The 19,607-nt window shown below is 70.5% G+C and carries 15 protein-coding genes, 1 pseudogene and 1 riboswitch; of the genes and pseudogenes, 7 read left to right on the plus strand and 9 right to left on the minus strand.

Features of this window, described 5'->3' with window-relative positions:
* Positions 1-4: 4 nt before the first annotated feature.
* The 7 genes from gndA (at position 5) to G6N16_RS13925 (ending at position 10,980) form a co-directional block, all read left to right on the plus strand.
* Positions 5-1,468, plus strand: a complete 1,464-nt coding sequence (gene gndA / locus G6N16_RS13895) for an NADP-dependent phosphogluconate dehydrogenase (protein WP_083028978.1) — start codon at positions 5-7, stop codon at positions 1,466-1,468.
* Between the two features lie 128 nt (positions 1,469-1,596).
* Positions 1,597-3,033, plus strand: coding sequence for a GuaB1 family IMP dehydrogenase-related protein (locus G6N16_RS13900; protein ID WP_083028979.1), 1,437 nt, complete (start codon positions 1,597-1,599; stop codon positions 3,031-3,033).
* A 73-nt stretch (positions 3,034-3,106) separates the two neighbouring features.
* Complete coding sequence (locus tag G6N16_RS13905) at positions 3,107-4,480, plus strand: hemolysin family protein (protein ID WP_083029073.1); 1,374 nt, start codon at positions 3,107-3,109, stop codon at positions 4,478-4,480.
* Positions 4,480-5,532 (plus strand): hemolysin family protein, encoded by a 1,053-nt coding sequence (locus G6N16_RS13910; RefSeq protein WP_083028980.1) that lies wholly within the window; start codon positions 4,480-4,482, stop codon positions 5,530-5,532. The genes G6N16_RS13905 and G6N16_RS13910 overlap by 1 nt, the downstream gene beginning before the upstream one ends.
* A complete protein-coding gene (locus tag G6N16_RS13915; protein ID WP_083028981.1) occupies positions 5,525-6,415 on the plus strand; it encodes a 3-methyladenine DNA glycosylase in 891 nt (296 codons plus the stop codon). Before G6N16_RS13910 ends, G6N16_RS13915 begins: the two co-directional genes overlap by 8 nt.
* Before the next feature lie 132 nt (positions 6,416-6,547).
* Positions 6,548-8,740, plus strand: coding sequence for a malate synthase G (locus G6N16_RS13920; RefSeq protein ID WP_083028982.1), 2,193 nt, complete (start codon positions 6,548-6,550; stop codon positions 8,738-8,740).
* A gap of 89 nt (positions 8,741-8,829) precedes the next feature.
* Positions 8,830-10,980 carry a substrate-binding domain-containing protein gene (locus G6N16_RS13925; RefSeq protein WP_083028983.1) on the plus strand — a complete coding sequence of 717 codons (2,151 nt, stop codon included), beginning with the start codon at positions 8,830-8,832 and terminating at the stop codon, positions 10,978-10,980.
* 15 nt (positions 10,981-10,995) lie between these two features.
* On the opposite strand, the gene G6N16_RS13930 is transcribed toward G6N16_RS13925, so the two are convergent.
* The 9 genes and pseudogenes from G6N16_RS13930 to G6N16_RS13970 form a co-directional block, all read right to left on the minus strand.
* Complete coding sequence (locus G6N16_RS13930) at positions 10,996-11,757, minus strand: hypothetical protein (protein ID WP_083028984.1); 762 nt, start codon at positions 11,755-11,757, stop codon at positions 10,996-10,998.
* Positions 11,758-11,915: 158 nt separating this feature from the next.
* Positions 11,916-14,771 carry an aminomethyl-transferring glycine dehydrogenase gene (gene gcvP, locus G6N16_RS13935; RefSeq protein WP_083028985.1) on the minus strand — a complete coding sequence of 952 codons (2,856 nt, stop codon included), beginning with the start codon at positions 14,769-14,771 and terminating at the stop codon, positions 11,916-11,918.
* Positions 14,772-14,918: 147 nt separating this feature from the next.
* Positions 14,919-15,016: riboswitch (glycine riboswitch) on the minus strand.
* Positions 15,017-15,175: 159 nt separating this feature from the next.
* Positions 15,176-15,718: pseudogene (locus G6N16_RS13940) on the minus strand (MerR family transcriptional regulator); the annotation flags it as partial.
* 334 nt (positions 15,719-16,052) lie between these two features.
* Positions 16,053-16,547, minus strand: coding sequence for a bifunctional nuclease family protein (locus G6N16_RS13945; protein ID WP_083028987.1), 495 nt, complete (start codon positions 16,545-16,547; stop codon positions 16,053-16,055).
* 142 nt (positions 16,548-16,689) lie between these two features.
* Entirely contained in the window at positions 16,690-17,394 is a 705-nt protein-coding gene (gene ftsR / locus G6N16_RS13950; protein ID WP_083028988.1) for a transcriptional regulator FtsR, read from the minus strand.
* 35 nt (positions 17,395-17,429) lie between these two features.
* On the minus strand, positions 17,430-17,867 hold the full coding sequence (garA, locus tag G6N16_RS13955) for a glycogen accumulation regulator GarA (protein ID WP_083028989.1): 438 nt from the start codon (positions 17,865-17,867) through the stop codon (positions 17,430-17,432).
* Between the two features lie 148 nt (positions 17,868-18,015).
* A complete protein-coding gene (gene gcvH, locus G6N16_RS13960; protein ID WP_083028990.1) occupies positions 18,016-18,411 on the minus strand; it encodes a glycine cleavage system protein GcvH in 396 nt (131 codons plus the stop codon).
* A 40-nt stretch (positions 18,412-18,451) separates the two neighbouring features.
* Positions 18,452-19,267: a DUF881 domain-containing protein gene (locus tag G6N16_RS13965; protein ID WP_179961204.1), complete on the minus strand. Its 816-nt coding sequence runs from the start codon at positions 19,265-19,267 to the stop codon at positions 18,452-18,454.
* On the minus strand, positions 19,264-19,596 hold the full coding sequence (locus G6N16_RS13970; RefSeq protein WP_083028991.1) for a small basic family protein: 333 nt from the start codon (positions 19,594-19,596) through the stop codon (positions 19,264-19,266). The genes G6N16_RS13965 and G6N16_RS13970 overlap by 4 nt, the downstream gene beginning before the upstream one ends.
* Positions 19,597-19,607: the final 11 nt, after the last annotated feature.

Here is a 19,607-nt window from a genome sequence, read left to right on the forward strand (position 1 = left end):
CTCTATGACCGTGACCGACTCCAGTTCCCGCACCGGAACAGCACAGATCGGGGTCACCGGCCTCGCGGTCATGGGTTCCAACATCGCACGGAACTTCGCCCGGCACGGCTACACCGTCGCACTGCACAACCGCTCGATCGCCAAGACCGACGCGCTGATCGCCGAACACGGCCACGAGGGCTCGTTCGTCCGCAGCGAGAGCATCGCCGAGTTCCTCGACGCCCTGGAGCGGCCGCGCCGCGTACTGATCATGGTCAAGGCCGGGGCGGCCACCGACGCCGTCATCAACGAACTGGCCGACGCCATGGAGCCCGGCGACATCATCATCGACGGCGGCAACTCGCTGTTCACCGACACCATCCGCCGGGAGAAGGCCATCCGCGCACGCGGCCTGCACTTCGTCGGCGCCGGCATCTCCGGCGGCGAGGAGGGCGCGCTCAACGGCCCGTCGATCATGCCCGGCGGACCGGCAGAGTCCTACGTGTCGCTGGGCCCGCTGCTGGAGGAGATCTCTGCGCACGTCGACGGCGTCCCGTGCTGCACCCACATCGGTCCCGACGGGGCGGGGCACTTCGTCAAGATGGTGCACAACGGCATCGAGTACTCCGACATGCAGCTCATCGGCGAGGCGTACCAGCTACTGCGCGACGGACTTGGCCTGACCGCACCGCAAATCGCCGAGGTGTTCGCCGAGTGGAACACCGGCGAACTGGACTCCTACCTGGTGGAGATCACCGCCGAGGTGCTCCGTCAGGTCGACGCCAAGACCGGCAGGCCGCTGGTCGACGTCATCGTGGACGAGGCCGGGCAGAAAGGCACCGGGCGCTGGACGGTCATCTCCGCGCTCGATCTCGGAGTGCCGGTCACCGGCATCGCCGAGGCGGTGTTCGCCCGGGCGCTATCCGGATCGGTGCCGCAGCGCCGCGCCGTCGCCGGCATGTCCGCCGGCAACCTGGGCGAAAAACCCTCCGATGCAAAGCGATTCGTCGAAGACGTACGCAAGGCGTTGTACGCGTCGAAGATCATCGCCTACGCCCAGGGCTTCAACCAGATCCAGGCCGGCTCCGCCGAGTACGACTGGAACGTCAAACCGGGTGATCTGGCCACCATCTGGCGCGGCGGCTGCATCATCCGCGCCAAGTTCCTCAACCGGATCAAGGAAGCCTTCGACGCCGACCCGGCGCTGCCCACCCTGATCGCGGCGCCGTACTTCCGCGACGCGGTGGAAAACGCGGTCGACGGCTGGCGCCGGGTAGTCGTCACCGCGACCGAACTCGGCATCCCGATCCCCGGCTTCGCCTCGGCCCTGTCCTACTACGACGGCCTGCGCACCACCCGGCTGCCTGCCGCACTGATCCAGGGCCAGCGGGACTTCTTCGGCGCGCACACCTACGGCCGCATCGACGCCGATCCGGACGCCCGCTTCCACACCCTGTGGAGCGGCGACCGCACCGAAGTGCAGGCCTGACTTTCCGGGCCGGTTCGGCAATGCTCGGCGGAGTCGGCGCGCCCCGACCACCCCAACAGCACAAACACCGCCACCGGGCACGCCGGCGGAGCCGAGGGGAAGCCGGGACCGGCCGATAGGCTTGCACAGTGCGGTTCCTCGACGGCCACCGGCCTCCCTATGACCTGACCTACAACGACGTCTTCGTCGTCCCGAACCGCTCCGAGGTGACCTCCCGGTTCGACGTGGACCTGGCCAGCAACGACGGCTCCGGCACCACCATCCCCGTCGTGGTGGCCAATATGACGGCGGTCGCCGGACGCCGGATGGCCGAGACGGTGGCCCGGCGCGGCGGGATCGTGGTGCTGCCGCAGGATCTGCCGATCGTGGCCGTCGCCACCACCGTCGACTTCGTCAAATCCCGCGACCTGGTCGCCGACACCCCGGTCACTCTGGAGCCGGACGACTCGGTCTCCGACGCCATCGCGCTGATCCACAAGCGGGCACACGGCGCGGCCGTCGTGCTGGTCGACGGGCGCCCGACGGGGCTGGTCACCGAGGCCCGCTGTACCGGGGTGGACCGGTTCGCCCGGGTCCGCGACGTCGCCGTCACCGAATTCGTCACCGCACCCCTGGGTACCGACCCGCGCCGGGTGTTCGCCGCACTGGAGACCGCACCGGTCCCGGTGGCCGTCCTCACCCGGCCCGACGGGTCGCTGGCCGGGGTGCTCACCCGCACCGGTGCCGTGCGGGCCGGGATCTACACCCCGGCCGTCGACGCCCACGGGCGGTTGCGCGTCGCCGCCGCCGTCGGCATCAACGGCGACGTGGCCGGTAAGGCCACCGCGCTGGCCGCCGCCGGTGTCGACGTGCTGGTCATCGACACCGCCCACGGCCACCAGTCCAAGATGCTGGATGCCATCCGCAAGGTCGCCGCACTGGATTTGGGCCTGCCGCTGGCGGCGGGCAACGTGGTCTCCGCCGAGGGCACCCGCGATCTGATCGAGGCCGGGGCGACGATCGTCAAGGTCGGCGTCGGCCCCGGCGCCATGTGCACCACCCGGATGATGACCGGCGTGGGCCGACCGCAGTTCTCCGCGGTGCTCGACTGCGCGGCGGCCGCCCGACGCCTCGGCGGCCACGTCTGGGCCGACGGCGGGGTCCGTCACCCCCGCGACGTGGCGCTGGCGCTGGCCGCCGGGGCGTCGAATGTGATGATCGGCTCCTGGTTCGCCGGCACCTACGAATCGCCCGGCGACCTGCTGCGCGACCGTGACGGGCGGCCCTACAAGGAGTCCTACGGCATGGCTTCCAAGCGGGCCGTCGCCGCCCGCACCGCCGCCGACAGCGGTTTCGAGCGGGCCCGCAAGGCGTTGTTCGAGGAGGGCATCTCCACCTCCCGGATGGCGCTGGATCCCGAACGCGGCGGCGTCGAGGATCTGCTCGACCACATCACGTCGGGGGTGCGCAGCACCTGCACCTACGTCGGGGCGGCCGACCTGGCCGAACTGCACGAGAAGGCGGTCCTCGGAGTCCAGTCGGCCGCCGGTTTCGCCGAGGGCCATCCCCTACCGACGGGTTGGTGAGGCGGGCAGCCGTTAAGCTGAGCTGGCCGCGGAATCGCGGCGGACACGGCGGACCGGGATGGAGGTTGACGCGATGGGCGTCTGGATGACGCTGCTCAGCGTCGGCGCCATCGTGGTCCTGACCGCTGGGACGGCCCTGTTCGTGGCCGCCGAATTCTCCCTGACGGCCCTGGAACGCAGCACCGTCGACGCCAACGCCCGCACCGGCGGCCGCCGCGACCGCTGGGTGCAGCGGGCCCACCGCACCCTGTCGTTCCAGCTGTCCGGAGCCCAGCTCGGCATTTCGGTGACCACGCTGGCCACCGGGTATCTGGCCGAGCCCGTCGTCGGGCAGCTCATCCGGCCCGCGCTGACCGCCGCCGGGCTGCCGGGGCACCTGGTCGCGCCGGTGGCGCTGACCCTGGCGCTGATCATCGCCACGTCGTTGTCGATGGTCTTCGGCGAGCTGGTGCCCAAGAACATCGCGGTCGCCGAACCGCTGCCCACCGCACGTACCGTCGCCGGCCCGCAGTTGCTCGTCTCCGCTCTGCTGACGCCGGCGATCAAGCTGACCAACGGAGCGGCCAACGCCGTGGTCCGCCGCCTGGGCATCGAGCCGGCCGACGAACTGCACTCGGCGCGCTCCGCCCAGGAGCTGGTGTCGCTGGTGCGCACCTCGGCCGACGCCGGCTCCATCGACCCGGCCACCGCCGCGCTGGTGGACCGGTCCCTGCACTTCGGCGACCTCACCGCCGAGGAACTGATGACCCCGCGCACCGAGATCGTTGCCCTCGACGCCGACCAGACCGTCGCCGACCTGGTCGCCGCGGCCAGCGCCACCGGGTTCTCCCGCTTCCCCATCGTCGACGGCGACCTCGACGCAACCATCGGCATCGTGCACGTCAAACAGGTCTTCGAGATCCCCCCGCCGCAGCGCGCCGCCGTCCGCCTCGACATCCTGGCCCGGCCGGTGCCGGTGGTGCCGGCCACCCTCGACGGCGACGCGGTGATGACCCAGATCCGGGCCAACGGCCTGCAGACCGCGCTGGTGGTCGACGAGTACGGCGGCACCGCCGGCATGGTCACCGTCGAGGACCTGATCGAGGAGATCGTCGGCGACGTGCGCGACGAGCATGACGACCGCCGCCCCAACGTGCTGGAAGCCGACGGCAGCTGGCGCATCTCGGGGCTGCTGCGCATCGACGAGGTGGCCGCCGGCACCGGCTACCGGGCGGCCGAGGGCGAGTACTACGACACCATCGGCGGGCTGGTGATGTCGGTGCTGGGCCGCATCCCGGCTGTCGGCGACTCGGTGGAGCTGCCGGCGTTCGACCCCGACGGGCAGCTCGACGACCCGGTCATCTGGCTGGCCACCGTGCTGGCGATGGACGGCCGCCGGATCGACCTGCTGGAGCTGTCCGAACTGGGCCCGCGGTCCCGCCGCGCCGATGGGTCGGGAGCGCTCTGATGGCCGCCGACCTGCTCGCTCTGGTGGCTGCCGTGCTGCTGCTGGGCGCCAACGCGTTCTTCGTGGGCAGCGAGTTCGCACTGATCTCCGCCCGCCGGGACCGGCTGGAGGCGCTGGCCGAGCAGGGCAAGAAACGCGCGGTGACGGTCATGCGCGCCGGGGAACAGCTGTCGCTGATGCTGGCCGGCGCGCAGCTGGGCATCACCGTCTGCTCGATCCTGCTGGGCCGGGTCGCCGAGCCCGCCGTAGCCCGACTGCTCGACGGGCCGTTCGATCTGGTCGGCGTGCCGGCGCCGGTACTGCACACGGTCGCGGCGCTGGTGTCGCTGGCGCTGGTGGTGACCCTGCACGTGCTGCTCGGCGAGATGGTACCGAAGAACATCGCCATCGCCGGTCCCGAGCGCACCGCGATGCTGCTGATCCCCGTCTACCTGGTGTACGTGCGGGTCGCCCGGCCGTTCATCGCGTTCTACAACTGGTGCGCAGCGGTGGTCATGCGGATGGTCGGCATCACCCCGAAGGACGAGCTGGACATCACGGTCTCCACCGTCGAGCTGTCGGAGATGATCGCCGAGTCGGTGTCCGAGGGCCTGCTGGACCCCGAGGAGCACACCCGCCTGACCCGGGCGCTGCAGGTCCGCACCCGCGCCGTCAGCGACGTCGCGGTGCCGCTGAGCGACGTGCGGGTGGTCCCGGTGGCCGGGCCGGGTCTGGGACCGCGGGTCGCCGACATCCAGATCGCCCTGGCCCAGACCGGCTATTCGCGGTTTCCGGTCGCCGACCCCGCCGGCGCCCTGATCGGCTACCTGCACATCAAGGACGTGTTGGCGCTGACCGACCCGGATGCGGTGGTGGACCTGGCGGTGGTCCGCCCGCTGCCGCGGGTGCCGGAGTCGCTGTCGCTGCCCGACGGGTTGTCGCGGCTGCGGCGCAGCAACGCCCACCTGGCCCTGCTGACCGGTCCCGACGACGGCGTCGTCGCCCTGGTCACCCTGGAGGACCTGGTCGAAGACCTGGTCGGGACGGTCCGCGACGGCACCCACCGTGTCTGAGGCAGTGGCCGAACCGCTGTCCGCGGTGACGCTGCCGGAACCGGTATGGACCGCCACCGCGGACGCCCACCGGGCCCGCGCCGAGGCGTTTCTGACCCCGCACACCGACCGGATGCGCCGCGGTGTCCGCCACCCGGTCTGGGACTTCCTGTTCGACTACTACTCGCTGCGGCCCGGCCGGCTGCGACGCTGGCATCCGGGCTACGGCGTGACTCTGACCGGCGCCCGGGCCGCCGAATACGACGGCACGACGGGCTACCGGCGGGTGCCCGACGGGGTGCGGGTCGACCCGGCCCACCTGGCCGCCCGCGCCGACACCGTCGCCTTCATCCACCGGCTGCTGACCGCGACGGCGGCCCGCCCGCCCCGGTTCGGCTGCTTCGGGATGCACGAGTGGGCGATGGTCTACCGCAGTGCCAAACCCCGGCACACCCAGCTGCCACTGCGCCTGGGATCGGCCGGGACCGACGCGGTGCTGGAGACCACCGGGCTGCGCTGCAGCCACTACGACGCCTTCCGGTTCTTCACCGCGGCCGCCGAACCCCGCAACGAGACCCCGCTGAGCCGGGCCGCCCAGGTCGACCACGAGCAGCCAGGCTGCGTTCATACGAACATGGATCTGGCCAAATGGAGCCTGAAATTGACCCCGCTGATCCCCGCCGGGCTGCTGCTGGACTGCTTCGAGCTGGCCGCCAACGCCCGGGTGCTGGATATGCGGGCCAGCCCATACGACCTGCGCGACTTGGGCTTCGCGCCGATCCGGGTGGAGGAGCAGGCCGGCCGCGCCGAATACGTGCGGCTCCAGAGCGAGATCGCCGACCGAGCGGCGGTGTTGCGCGCCGCGCTGATCGGCCGCTGCGAAAACCTGCTCGCTGCACTCTGACACCCGTCGGACCCGTCGTCCGGCGCCGTCGCGCCCGACCCGGAACCGGCCCGCTCCGCTGCCGGAACAGCAAAAACTACTGCCCGGTACGATGGATTAGTTGTCGATAGCCGGAAAAGGACTAGAGGACTCATGACTGAACGCGTCGAGGTTGGCTCACTGCGAGTGGCCAAGGTGCTGTACGACTTCATCACTGACGAGGCGCTGCCCGGTACCGGCGTCGATCCCGACAGTTTCTGGGCCGGCGTCGACAAGGTCGTCACCGACCTCACCCCCGAGAACGAGGCCCTGCTGGCCCGCCGTGACGACCTGCAGGCCCAGATCGACAAGTGGCACCGCCATCGCGTGCTCGACCCGCACGACCCCGAGGCCTACCGCGAGTTTCTGACCGAGATCGGCTACCTGCAGCCTGAGCCGGAGCCGTTTGCCATCACCACCGCCGGGGTGGACCCCGAGATCACCGAGACCGCCGGCCCGCAGCTGGTGGTTCCGGTGCTCAACGCCCGCTTCGCGCTCAACGCCGCCAATGCCCGCTGGGGATCGCTGTATGACGCTCTGTACGGCACCGACGTCATCCCGGAGACCGACGGCGCCGAGAAGGGCAAGGGCTACAACCGGGTCCGCGGTGACAAGGTCATCGCCTACGCCCGCAAGTTTCTCGACGGCGCGGTCCCGCTGGCGTCGGGCTCCTGGGAGGCCGTCACCGGCTTCGCCGTCGTCGACGGCGCCCTGGAGCTGAGGCTGGACGACGGCGGCACCACCGGCCTCGCCGACGCCGGCAAGTTCGCCGGCTACACGGGTGAGGCCGACGCCCCGTCGCACGTCCTGCTGGTCAACCACGGCCTGCACATCGAGATCGTCATCGACCCGTCCACCCCGGTCGGGTCCACCGACAAGGCCGGCGTCGCCGACGTCGTGCTGGAGTCCGCGATCACCACGATCATGGACCTCGAGGACTCGGTGGCCGCCGTCGACGCCGACGACAAGGTGCTCGGCTACCGCAACTGGCTGGGCCTGAACCGCGGTGACCTGTCCGAGGAAGTCACCAAGGGCGACAAGACCTTCACCCGGGTGCTCAACACCGACCGCACCTACACCACGCCGGACGGTGGCGAGTTGACGCTGCCCGGCCGCAGCCTGCTGTTCGTCCGCAACGTCGGTCACCTGATGACCAACGACGCGATCGTCTTCGCCGACGGCCGCGAGGTGCCCGAGGGCATCCAGGACGCGCTGTTCACCTCGCTGATCGCGCTGCACGGCTTCACCGCCGGCGAGGAGACCGGGCCGCTGACCAACAGCCGGACCGGGTCGATCTACATCGTCAAGCCCAAGATGCACGGCCCCGACGAGGTGGCGTTCACCGCCAAGATCTTCAGCCAGGTCGAGGACGTCCTCGGGCTGCCGCAGGCCACCCTCAAGGTCGGCATCATGGACGAGGAACGCCGCACCTCGGCCAACCTCAAGGCCGCTATCAACGCCGCGGCGGACCGGATCGTGTTCATCAACACCGGATTCCTGGACCGCACCGGCGACGAGATCCACACCTCGATGGAGGCCGGGCCGATGGTCCGCAAGGGCTCGATGAAGACCCAGCCGTGGATTCTGGCCTACGAGGACGCCAACGTCGACGCCGGGCTGGCCTGCGGGCTGGCCGGCAAGGCGCAGATCGGTAAGGGCATGTGGGCGATGCCCGACCTGATGGCCGACATGGTCGCCCAGAAGGGCGCCCAGCCGCGCGCCGGAGCGACCACCGCGTGGGTGCCGTCGCCAACCGCCGCGACCCTGCACGCCATGCACTACCACGAGGTGGACGTGGCCGCGGTGCAGCGGGAGCTGGCCGGCAAGACCCGCACCACCCTCGACGAGCTGCTGACCATCCCGGTGGCCGACACCTCGGCGCTGACCTGGTCGCCGGAGGACATCCACGAAGAGGTCGACAACAACTGCCAGTCGATCCTGGGTTACGTGGTCCGCTGGATCGACCAGGGTGTGGGCTGCTCTAAGGTGCCCGACATCCACGACATCGGGCTGATGGAGGACCGGGCCACCCTGCGCATCTCCAGCCAGCTGTTGGCCAACTGGCTGCGCCACGGCGTGATCACCCCCGAGGACGTCCGCGCCAGCCTGGAGCGGATGGCACCGGTGGTCGACCGGCAGAACGCCGGCGATCCCGCATACCTGCCGATGGCGCCGAATTTCGACGATTCGATCGCCTTCCTGGCCGCCCAAGAGCTGATCATGGCCGGTGCATCACAGCCCAACGGCTATACCGAGCCGATCCTGCATCGACGCCGCCGAGAGTTCAAGGCCCGCCACAACGCCTAACTAGGGTGGTGTCGACGGCCGAGGTGTGAGCGGCCCGTCGCGCGGAACCGGTTTCGTGACGATCGCGTTGGAGAGGGCTACGTACGGCTATGGGTAGGCACAGCATCCCCGGAGACCACGACGAACCCGACGATGACGGGTTCGACGCCCCGGAAGCCGACGGCGACCAGCCCGACGGCGGATACTCCGACGACGGGTATTCCGAGGCTCAGTACGGCGGGTACGACGACGACGCCGGCTATGGCGGGTACACCGACGGCGGATACTCCGACGCGGACTACGGCGGCTATACCGACGGGGACGATTCCGACGGCGACCACACCGACGGCGACTTCGCCGATGACGCGAACAACGACTACCGCGACTACGTCGGCGACGACTACCGCGACGACTCCGACTACGGCGACTACACCGACGACTACCCCGACCACACTCCCCCGGTGGACGAGCCGAAGGTCGAAGAGCCGGCGGCCGTCGCCGCCCCGGTGGCCGCGGTGCCGACGCGCAGCCACCGCAACGCCGGGGAATGGACGGGCAGCCACCGCGTGGTGACCCCGGCCCGCCGCGGTGTCAGCCGCGGCGTGGTCATCGCCCTGATCACCGTCGTCGCCGTGGTCGGCGCGTTCATCCTGTGGCGATTCTTCGGCGGGTTGCTCTCCGACCGTTCCAAGGTCGCCGCCGGCAGCTGCGTCGAGGGACAGGTATCCGTGCGGGTGCTGGCCGACCCGGCCATCGCCGACCCGCTCAGCGCGCTGGCCGAGAAGTTCAACGCCAACGCCGACCCGGTCGGCGACCACTGCCCGAACGTGGAGATCAAGGCCGTAGAATCCGGCGCGGTGGTCGCCGGACTCACCGGCGAGTGGCCCGCCGACCTCGGTGACAAGCCCGCCATCTGGGTGCCCGGCAGCTCGGCGTCGCTGGCCCGGGTGCGGGCCAAGGCGGGACCGCAGCTGATTGCCGCCAGCCCGTCGCTGGCCACCTCCCCGGTGCTGCTGGCGGTGCGCCCCGAGCTGAAAGACAAGCTGTCCGAACAGAACTGGTCCACCCTGGCGAACCTGCAGTCCACCCCGGCCTCGCTCGACGACCTGGGCCTGGCCGGCTGGGGATCGCTGCGACTGGCGATGCCGGTGGACGGCAACAGTGACGCCGCGCTGCTGGCCGCCGAGGCCGTCGCGGTCACCTCCGCCGACCAGGGCGCGGGACCGGCCAGCGGCATCCCCGCCGTGCGGACGCTGGTCGCCCACGAGCCGGACGCCGCGGGCAGCACCGCCGACAGCGCCCTGGACGCCCTGGTGACCGGTGACGACGCCGCCGCGGGCAAGGTGCACGCCGTCGTCACCACCGAGCAGCGACTGTTCGCCCGCGCCGCGGTGCTGCCGAACGCCACCGAGCTGCTGACCGCCTGGCTGCCGCCGGGTCCGGTCGCCGTCGCGGACTTCCCCGCCGTCACCCTCAAGGGCGACTGGCTGTCCACCGAGCAGCGCAACGCCGCCAGCCAGTTCGAGAAATACCTGGAGGACCCGGCTCAGCGCGCCGAACTGGCCAACGCCGGATTCCGGGTGGACGGCCAATCCGCGCCGGAAAACAAGGTCGTCGACTTCCGTACCGACATCGGCAACAGGGTGTCCATCGACGATGACGCCACCCGCGCCGGCATCGCCAACGTCCTCGACGCCCAGCCGAACGCCGGCGGCAGCACCGCGATCATGCTGGACCGCTCCCTGGATCTGAGTGCGGTCGTCCCGGTGCTCAAGAGCCGGATCGCCGCCCTGCCACCGTCGTCGGCGGTCGGGCTGACCACGGTGACCTCGTCGTCGAGCACCACCGCAGTGAACGTCGGCGCGCTGTCCGACGACGTCGACGGCGCATCCCGCAGCCAAGCGCTGGCCGGCGCCCTGGACGGTCTGTCGACTTCCGGAAGCGGCGCGGTGTCGTTCACCACGCTGCGCAACATGATCGAAGACATCCAGGCGAACTACCCGGCCGGTGCGGCCCCATCGATCCTGGTGATCACCGCGGGCCCGCACACCGACCAGTCGCTGGGCTCCTCCGGCCTGGTGGACAAGGTGCGCAGCATTGATCCCGCCAAGCCGATCAAGGTGAATGTGATCGACGTCGGCGACGACCCGGATAGCGACACCTGGGAATCGGTGGCCCAGACCAGTGGTGGCGCCTACCAGCACGTCGGCGCCAGTGACTCCCCCGAGTTCGCCGCCGCCGTCAACTCCCTGCTCGGATAGCGCCCGGCCCGCGGGTCAGATGGTGGTGGCGCGCAGCGAGTAGAGCAGATCGGCCTGGTGGGTGAACACCGTGACCAGGGCTTCCTGGGCTTCCTTCGCGCTGCGGCCGTTCCCGACGGTCGCCACCACGGTCACCAGGACTCCGCGGATGTACTGCCGCCCGACGTAGCCGAGTGTGCTGCCGGCGACCCGCTGTTCGACGACGAGCGCGCCCGACGGCATGCCGGCCACCTCGAACCCGGAACTGTCGATGCCGGACTGGTGCCCGGGCAGGCAACGATCGGCCCAGTTCTGCAGGTCCACCGGTGACGCGGTCCGCATCAGGCTGGAGCTGACCACCCGCTTCTGCACACCCCGGGAGTTCGCCAGGGTGATGCGGGTGCCCGCGCTCTGGTCGCCGGCCTTCGTCGGGCCCAGGGGGTTGTCGCAGAAGCTGGTGGACCCGCCGGTCTCGTCGTTGTCGGCGGTGGACACCGACTGGGACTGGAACTTCGCGCCGTCGATCGACGGGTAGTCGGACTTGGTGAGCTGCATGGCGTCGGTCAGGGTGGCGAAGTCCGGTCCGACGGGCGCCGCGACGGCCTGCCCCGGCACCGGGCGGATCCCGGTGACCACCGCGGTGACCGACGCGACGGCGGCCAGCAGCACCACGACGACGGCCGTGACCGCCGGGACCCACCGACGGCGGCGCACCGGCGCCGCGACCGGCACCGGCCACTGCGGTGCGACCGGCGGCTGCGGGGTCCACTGCGGCGGACCGGCGAACTGAGGATTCATCACCGTCAACGGTAACCGCGCCCCTGCCCCGTCCCGCGCACCAGTTTCGGCGGGTCGTCAGGCGGCGTCGAGCTTCTCGATCTGCCTGTTCGCAATGGCCACCAGATCGGCCTGCTTCTGCCCGGCGGTGAGCCCATCGCCGACGTTCGCGGTCACCGTCAGGCGTATTCCTGCACCGGAGGGCAGGAGCAGACCAGGTTGCGGTCGCCGTGGGCACCATCGATGCGGCGCACCGGCGGCCACACCTTCGGTCGCCAGCCCGCACCCAGCGGGTAGGCCGCCTGCTCGCGGGTGTACGGGTGCGCCCAGTCGGCCACCAGCAGGCACTCGGCGGTGTGCGGGGCGTTGCGCAACGGGTTGTCGTCGGCGGGCCAGGCCCCGGAGCCGACCTGGTCGATCTCGCCGCGGATGGCGATCATCGCGTCGATGAAGGCGTCGATCTCGGCTAGGCTCTCGCTCTCGGTCGGCTCGACCATCAGCGTCCCGGCCACCGGGAAACTCATCGTCGGCGCGTGGAAACCGTAGTCCCCCAGCCGTTTTGCCACGTCGTCGACACTCACACCGGTGTCCTTCGTGATGCCGCGCAGATCCAGGATGCACTCGTGGGCGACCATGCCGTTCTCCCCGGTGTAGAGCACCGGGAAGTACTCGTCGAGGCGACGGGCCATGTAGTTCGCCGACGCGATCGCGGTCAGCGTCGCCGCCCGCAAGCCCGGCGCGCCCATCATCCGGATGTAGGCCCAGGTGATCGGCAGGATCGACGCCGACCCGTAGGGGGCGGCCGACACCGGCGGGCCGCCAGCCAGCCCGGGCGCCAGCGGATGCCCGGGCAGATACGGTGCCAGGTGCGCGCGGAGGGCGACGGGCCCGACGCCCGGCCCGCCGCCGCCGTGCGGGATGCAGAACGTCTTGTGCAGGTTGAGGTGGCTGACGTCGCCGCCGAACCGGCCCGGCCGGGCCAGCCCCACCAGCGCGTTGAGGTTCGCCCCGTCGACATAGACCTGCCCGCCGGCGTCGTGCACGGCGGCGCAGATCTCGGCGATGTCGTGCTCGTAGACGCCGTGCGTGGACGGGTAGGTGATCATGATGGCCGACAGGTTCGCGGCGTGCTCGGCGATCTTGGCGCGCAGGTCGTCCAGATCGACGTCGCCGTTCTCTCGGCAGCCCACCACCACGACGCGCATCCCGGCCAGTGCGGCCGAGGCGGCGTTGGTGCCGTGGGCGCTCGACGGGATCAGGCAGATATCGCGGTGCGCCTCGCCGCGCGCTCGGTGGTAGGCGTGGATGGCCAGCAGGCCCGCATACTCGCCCTGCGAACCGGCGTTGGGCTGCAGCGACACCGCGTCGTAGCCGGTGATCAGGGTCAGCCACTCGGTGACGTCGGCGATCAGCTTGCGCAGGCCGGGGGTGTCGGCGGCCGGCGCGAACGGGTGCTGGCGGCTGAACTCCGGCCAGGTGATCGGCTCCATCTCGGCGGCCGCGTTGAGCTTCATGGTGCACGAACCCAGCGGGATCATGGTGCGGTCCAGCGCGAGGTCCTTGTCGGCCAGGGCGCGCAGGTAGCGCATCATCGATGTCTCGGTGCGATAGGCGTGGAAGGCCGGGTGGGTCAGGAACTCCGACGTCCGGGTCTCGATACCGGAAGCCTCCCCCCCGTCCGCCGAGCCGCCGAACGCCTCCAACACCGCGTCGACGTGAGCGTCGGTGGTGGCCTCGTCGCACGACACCGACACGTGGTCCTCGTCGACGCGCCACAGGTTGATGCCCCGGGCCTTGGCGGCGGCGACCACGGCGTCGGCACGGCCAGGCACCTTCGCCAGCACGGTGTCGAAAAACTCGCGGTGCACCAGCGCGTCGCCGAGCCCGGCGGCGATCCGGGCGGCGTGCGCGTGCACCCGCCGCGCCACGGCGGTCAGCCCGTCGGGCCCGTGGTAACTCGCGTACATGGCGGCCATCACGGCCAGCAGCACCTGCGCGGTGCAGATGTTCGAGGTGGCCTTGTCCCGGCGGATGTGCTGCTCGCGGGTCTGCAGCGCCAGCCGGTAGGCCGGCGCGCCGTCGGCGTCCACCGACACCCCGACCAGCCGGCCGGGCAGCTGGCGGGCCTGGCTGGTGTGCACGGCCAGGAAGCCGGCGTGCGGGCCGCCGAAGCCCATCGGCACTCCGAAGCGCTGCGCCGAGCCGAACGCCACATCGGCGCCGATGTCCCCGGGCGGGGCCACCAAGGTGGCGGCCAGCAGGTCCACGCCGACGGCGACCAGCGCGCCGCGCTCGTGCGCCTGGCCGATCAGCGCGCTCCAGTCGGTGATCCGGCCGCTGGCCCCGGGCAGCTGGGTGATCACCCCGAAGAACTCGCCGTCGTCGGGCAGCGCCGGCAGCCCGTCGCGCAGATCGGCGGTGACGATCTGGATGCCCAGCGGTTCGGCGCGGGTGGCCAGGATCGCCCGGGTCTGGATGAACACATCGGTGTCGACGGCCAGCCAGTTCCGGTTGCCGCGCACCGCGCGGTGCATCAGCGTCATCGCCTCGGCGGCGGCGGTGCCCTCGTCCAGCATGGAGGCGTTGGCCAGGTCCAGACCGGTCAGGTCGGCGATCATGGTCTGGAAGTTCAGCAGCGCCTCCAGGCGGCCCTGGCTGATCTCCGGCTGGTACGGCGTGTAGGCGGTGTACCAGGCCGGGTTCTCCAGGATGTTGCGCAGCAGCACCGGCGGGGTGAGGGTGTCGTAGTAGCCCTGCCCGATCATCGAGACGGCGATGGTGTTGGCCCGGGCCAGTTTGCGCAGCTCGGCCAGCGCCTGGTGCTCGGTGGCCGGCCGCGCCAGCTCGTCCAGCCCCGGCGCCAGGCCGTCGGCGGACACGGCGTCGAGGATGCCGGCCGGCAGAGCCTTGGCCGCCAGTTCCTCGAGCGAGGACACCCCGATCACCTGGAGCATGGTGGCGATGTCGGCGGCGTCCGGACCGATGTGCCGGTCGACGAAGGTCGCGACTCCGGCGGCGGGGGTGGATGCGGTCACGGGGACTCCTCACAGGCGGCGGGTGCGCCGACGACGGCGCTCCTCCCCCTCTGTCGTCGACCCGAACCGGGCGCCTGAGAGATTCGGCCCGCTGCGCAGGCCTTTCCCCATGGGCGGGTGCGTCGAGCACCGCTTTCCAGAGGCATCGGATCCGGCACGGTCCGGGTGCCTGAGAGGTTGTCGGAGAGGTGTTGCTCCTTCGGCGTCCGTGACTGGCGGTCACGAAACTCTCCCGCGCCGGGGCGATGCGTTGAGAAGTTTACTGCACGGTAAGCGATGAGCCGGATCGGCAAGGTCGAGTCATCGACAGGCCATACCCACCGGCAGTACCGAACGTTTACCGACGCGGGCCTTCATCTGGATGATCCGCACGAAGGCGCTCACCCGTCAACATTGGGTACCGGTCAGCCGATCTTGCGGTCGCGGCTGCGACGGCGGGAGGCCAGCTCGTCCTCGGGTGCGGCGATCGACTCGCCGCCGTCGGCCCGCTCGCCGGGGAAGTCGGCGATGGTGCCGGTCAGCTCCCGCATGGCGCCGGAGACCGCGATGCCGAACACGCCCTGGCCGCCCTGGAGCAGGTCGACGACCTCTTCGGCGGAGGTGCACTCGTAGACGGTGGTGCCGTCGGAGAACAGGGTGATGTTGGCCAGGTCCTCGACGCCGCGCTGGCGCAGGTGGTCGACGGCGACCCGGATGTTGTGCAGCGAGATGCCGGTGTCGAGCAGTCGCTTGACGATCTTGAGGACCAGGATGTCCTTGAACGAGTACAGCCGCTGGCTGCCGGAGCCGGCCGCGCCGCGGATCGAGGGCACCACCAGCGAGGTGCGCGCCCAGTAGTCGAGCTGGCGGTAGGTGATGCCGGCGATCTGGCAGGCGCTGGGACCGCGGTAGCCGATCAGCTCGTCGGGCACCGAATCGTCGGGGAACAGCCCGGGCTGCACGGCGGCCGTGGGAGTTTCGACGCTCAGGTTCAGTTCCCCCTGCTGGCCCGGATGGCTCTGACCTGGCTGTTCGCCCACCGTGGTTCCTCTCGCCGATCGTGACCCGGCCAGCGACTTCACGCCGCCGAGCATTTGAGCCCGAGTGTTCAAATCATACGCTGCCCGCCCGCCGCATCCGAGTGCTCTCGCGAACAGACAGCGGTGGGGTCCAGCGCGTTCAGTATGGCCGCCGGTGCCCCGCTCAACCGCGTCGCACCGGGCGTGTCGGGACCTCGAACGCAGTTGAGACGGTTCCGTTACGCCGGGGTGACCGACGCAGGCGGCCGACCCGCCGGGGTGCTCAGGATGCCTTGAAATCGTCGGGCGAGACGCTGTCGAGGAACTCCTTGAACTTCTCCACCTCGTCCTCGCGGACCGGGCCGGAGCCCTCCTCGTCGGACTCGTCGGGGATGAACAGCCCGGCCTCGGCCAGCACCGCCTCCTCGACGTAGATCGGCACCCCGACGCGCAGCGCGATCGCCACCGAGTCCGACGGCCGCGCCGAGACGGTGATGTCCCGGTCGAAGACCAGATCGGCGTAGAAAGTGCCCTCCTGCAGATCGACGATCCGCACCTCTTTGAGCGAATGCCCCAGGGCCGCAATCAGATCCCGGATCAGGTCGTGGGTCAGCGGCCGCGCCGGCTCGACGCCCTGCTGTTCCAGCGCGATCGCCGCGGCCTCCGACTGGCCGATCCAGATCGGCAGATAACGATCACCGTCGGACTCGCGCAGCAGCAGTACGGGCTGGTTCTGCGGCTGCTCGACACGGATGCCCACGACCTGAACTTCGCCCATCAGTGCCCTCCGTACCGCAACGAATCCTGTCCCCACCCAGAGTAATAGCTCAGGTGGTTTCCACGCTCCGCCCCTCGCCAAACTACGGCTCGGGTGCGTCGCTCAGGTGGTTTCCACGCTCCGCCCCTCGCCAAACTACGGCTCAGCGCTGACCGAGGTCGCGCACCGCCGACTTGATCAGCGAGGTGTGCAGCGTGATGGCCAGCGCGGCCACCTCGCGGGCCAGATCGTCGGCCCGGTCCCGCGCCCCGGCCTTGTCAGAGTTGACCAGCGGCCCGGCGATCTGGGCGATCAGGTCCGACTGCCGGTCGGCGGCGGAGCGGAACGCCCGCAGATGCCTCGGCTCTACCCCGTGCCCGGCCAGCGCGTGGGCGCACTGCAGGATCACCACGGCGTGCTCGTCGAACAGCACCGACCCGGCGCTCTTGAAGATCGGGGTGATCACCCCGGCCCGCAACAGTGCGGTCAGCAGATCTTCGGCCGGTCCGCGGGCGATGCCCGACTCCTCGATCAGCGCCTCCCGGCTGAACCGCACCACCCGGGTCGGTGCCGACGGTGCGGCGCCGACGAGTTTCGGGGTGCCGTAGCTGCCCGAGGATTCCGGCAGCTCCCCGTCGGGCAGGGCGTCGAGCTGGGCCTTGATGACCTTCAACGGCAGGTACTGGTCGCGCTGGGCGGTGAGGATGAACCGCAGCCGCGCGCAGTCGTAGGCGGTGTACTGCCGGTACCCCGAAGCGGTGCGCGCGGGCGTCACCAGCCCCTCGGCCTCCAGATAGCGGAGCTTGGAGATCGAAATGTCGTCGGGGAAGTCCGGGCGCAGCTCCTCCAGAACGGCGCCGATCGACATCCCCGACGGCTCCGGGGCAGCGGCAGCCGTCGCCACTAGTCCGTCTTGGGTCCGGTCAGGAACACCAGCCGGAACTTGCCGATCTGCACCTCGTCACCGTTGGACAGCGTCGCCGAGTCCACGGGTTCCCGGTTGACGTAGGTGCCGTTGAGGCTGCCCACGTCGACGACCTGGAACTCGCCCCCGGCCAGCCGGAACTCGGCGTGCCGACGGCTGACGGTGACGTCGTCGAGAAAGATGTCGCTGTCGGGGTGGCGGCCGGCGGCGGTGGTGGGCTGGTCCAGCAGGAAACGGGAGCCGGCGTTGGGGCCGCGCTTGACGACCAGCAGCGCCGAGCCGGTGGGCAGGCCTTCGACACCGGAGACCGCGCTCTCGGCGCCCGTGCTCGCCGGGGCGTCCAACTCGTTGAGAAATTCCTGCCGGAAGACCGAGGTCGTCTCGACCGAAACCTCGTCGCTGTCGTTGTCCGTCACACGCTGCTCCTGTCTGGATGCTGTGGCGTTATCGCCGTGTCTCGCGCCGTCAACCCTCCCACCCCGAACGTTACCGTGCGGTGGGCGCCGAGCGGGCCCACTCGCCGGAAACTCCGGTGGTGCCAAGTTGATTGGCTTGCGGCAAACCCTACTCCGTGAGGGTCGCCCGGTAGCCGTCGGCGTCGAGCAGCGTAGCGGCAACCTCGGCCAGTGTCTCGTCGGACACCTCGATCTCGATCAGCCAACCGTCCCCGTACGGGTCAGAATTGACCAGTTCGGGACTGGCCTCCAGGTCGGCGTTGACCGCGAGCACCTTCGCCGTGACCGGGGCGTAGAGGTCCGACACGGACTTGGTCGACTCCACTTCGCCGAACGCGTCGCCGGCGCGCAGCGCGGTGCCGGCCTCGGGCAGCTGCACGAACACCACGTCGCCCAGGGCGGCCTGCGCGTAGTCGGTGATGCCGACGCGCGCGGTGCCGTCGCCGGTGCGGCGCAGCCATTCGTGCTCGGCGGTGTATTGCAGATCGGCCGGGATGTCGCTCACTGTTTGTCCGCTCCCTCGTGGTTTTCGTGGTGGTGCCGGGTCACTTGACCGGCTGAGCGTATTGGCGCTGTTTCGGTTGCCGCAAGGCGGTCACGTCGACTCGGGGCGATTGTTGCACCGTCATCGCACCGCCGACCCGTTCGACACTGTCGGACGCGCCGCCGGGGATGTTCATCGCCGCGGCCAGCGTGGGGGGATCGCCGATCGCCGTGATCGAGTACGGCGGGCTGAGCGTCGCGCCGTCGATCTGCAACGCGCCGGGGTTGCCCAGCACCCAGCTGTCGACGCCGATACGCACCGTCGTTGCGCCGGAACCGATCTGCATGGTTTCCGCGCCCGCACTGCGCAGCTCGTTGATCACGTCGAGCAGGACCTCCGGGGCCACCCCCTGAGCCGGGTCGGTGACGGTGATGGTGACGCCGGGTCCGGTGGCCCCGACGGTGCCGGTCATGATCGACAGCGCCGCGAGCCGCGAGCGGGCGTTGTCGATGGCGGCCTGGTCGGAGTTCCCGGAAGCCTGCAGGGTGCTCAGCGTGCGCTGGAGCTGGGCGATCTCGGCGTTCAGTGCCGCTTCGCGCTGCTGCAGCGAATTCAACAGCACCGCGAGGTCGGCGGGCCGGGCGGTGTCCAGGGTGTCCCCGGAGCGGGTCTGGCGGACCTGGGTGGCGATGGCCACGCCGAGCAGCACGCACAGCAGCACCGCCAGCGCCCCGAACACCCGCCGGCGCGGTGCCCGGGCGGGCTCGGGCGCGTCGGCGTCCCCAGGATCGTCCCCGGGCGGCACGGTCTCGTCCCGGTCCGGTTCGACCCGGTCGGGATCCTCGTCGCTGCCCTCGACGTCGGCCACGCCCGTCACGCCCCGAACAGCCGTCGGCGCAGCGCGGCGGCGTTGCCGAAGATCCGGATGCCGAGCACCACGATGATGGCCGTGGTCAGCTGGCTGCCGACGCCCAGCTGGTCGCCGACCCACACGATCAGCGCCGCCACCAGCACGTTGAACACGAAGGACACCACGAAGACCTTGGCGTCGAAGATGTGCTCCAGATAGGCGCGCAGGCCGCCGAACACCGCGTCGAGGGCGGCGACGACGGCGATGGGCAGATAGGGCTGGACGGCGTCGGGCACGTTCGGGTGGAACACCAGCCCGATCACAATCCCGACCACCAGCGCGGCAATACCGGTCATTGCTGCCCGAT

The organism is Mycolicibacterium insubricum (genome assembly GCF_010731615.1).
Taxonomy (GTDB): Bacteria; Actinomycetota; Actinomycetes; order Mycobacteriales; family Mycobacteriaceae; genus Mycobacterium; species Mycobacterium insubricum.

Coding starts and splice junctions, on each gene's coding strand:
- G6N16_RS13920 (WP_083028982.1), top strand. CDS start 6,548: ATGACTGAACGCGTCGAGGTTGGCTCACTGCGAGTGGCCAAGGTGCTG.
- G6N16_RS13930 (WP_083028984.1), bottom strand. CDS start 11,757: ATGAATCCTCAGTTCGCCGGTCCGCCGCAGTGGACCCCGCAGCCGCCG.
- G6N16_RS13910 (WP_083028980.1), top strand. CDS start 4,480: ATGGCCGCCGACCTGCTCGCTCTGGTGGCTGCCGTGCTGCTGCTGGGC.
- G6N16_RS13970 (WP_083028991.1), bottom strand. CDS start 19,596: ATGACCGGTATTGCCGCGCTGGTGGTCGGGATTGTGATCGGGCTGGTG.
- gndA (WP_083028978.1), top strand. CDS start 5: ATGACCGTGACCGACTCCAGTTCCCGCACCGGAACAGCACAGATCGGG.
- ftsR (WP_083028988.1), bottom strand. CDS start 17,394: ATGTCGATCGGCGCCGTTCTGGAGGAGCTGCGCCCGGACTTCCCCGAC.
- G6N16_RS13925 (WP_083028983.1), top strand. CDS start 8,830: ATGGGTAGGCACAGCATCCCCGGAGACCACGACGAACCCGACGATGAC.
- G6N16_RS13945 (WP_083028987.1), bottom strand. CDS start 16,547: ATGGGCGAAGTTCAGGTCGTGGGCATCCGTGTCGAGCAGCCGCAGAAC.
- G6N16_RS13905 (WP_083029073.1), top strand. CDS start 3,107: ATGGGCGTCTGGATGACGCTGCTCAGCGTCGGCGCCATCGTGGTCCTG.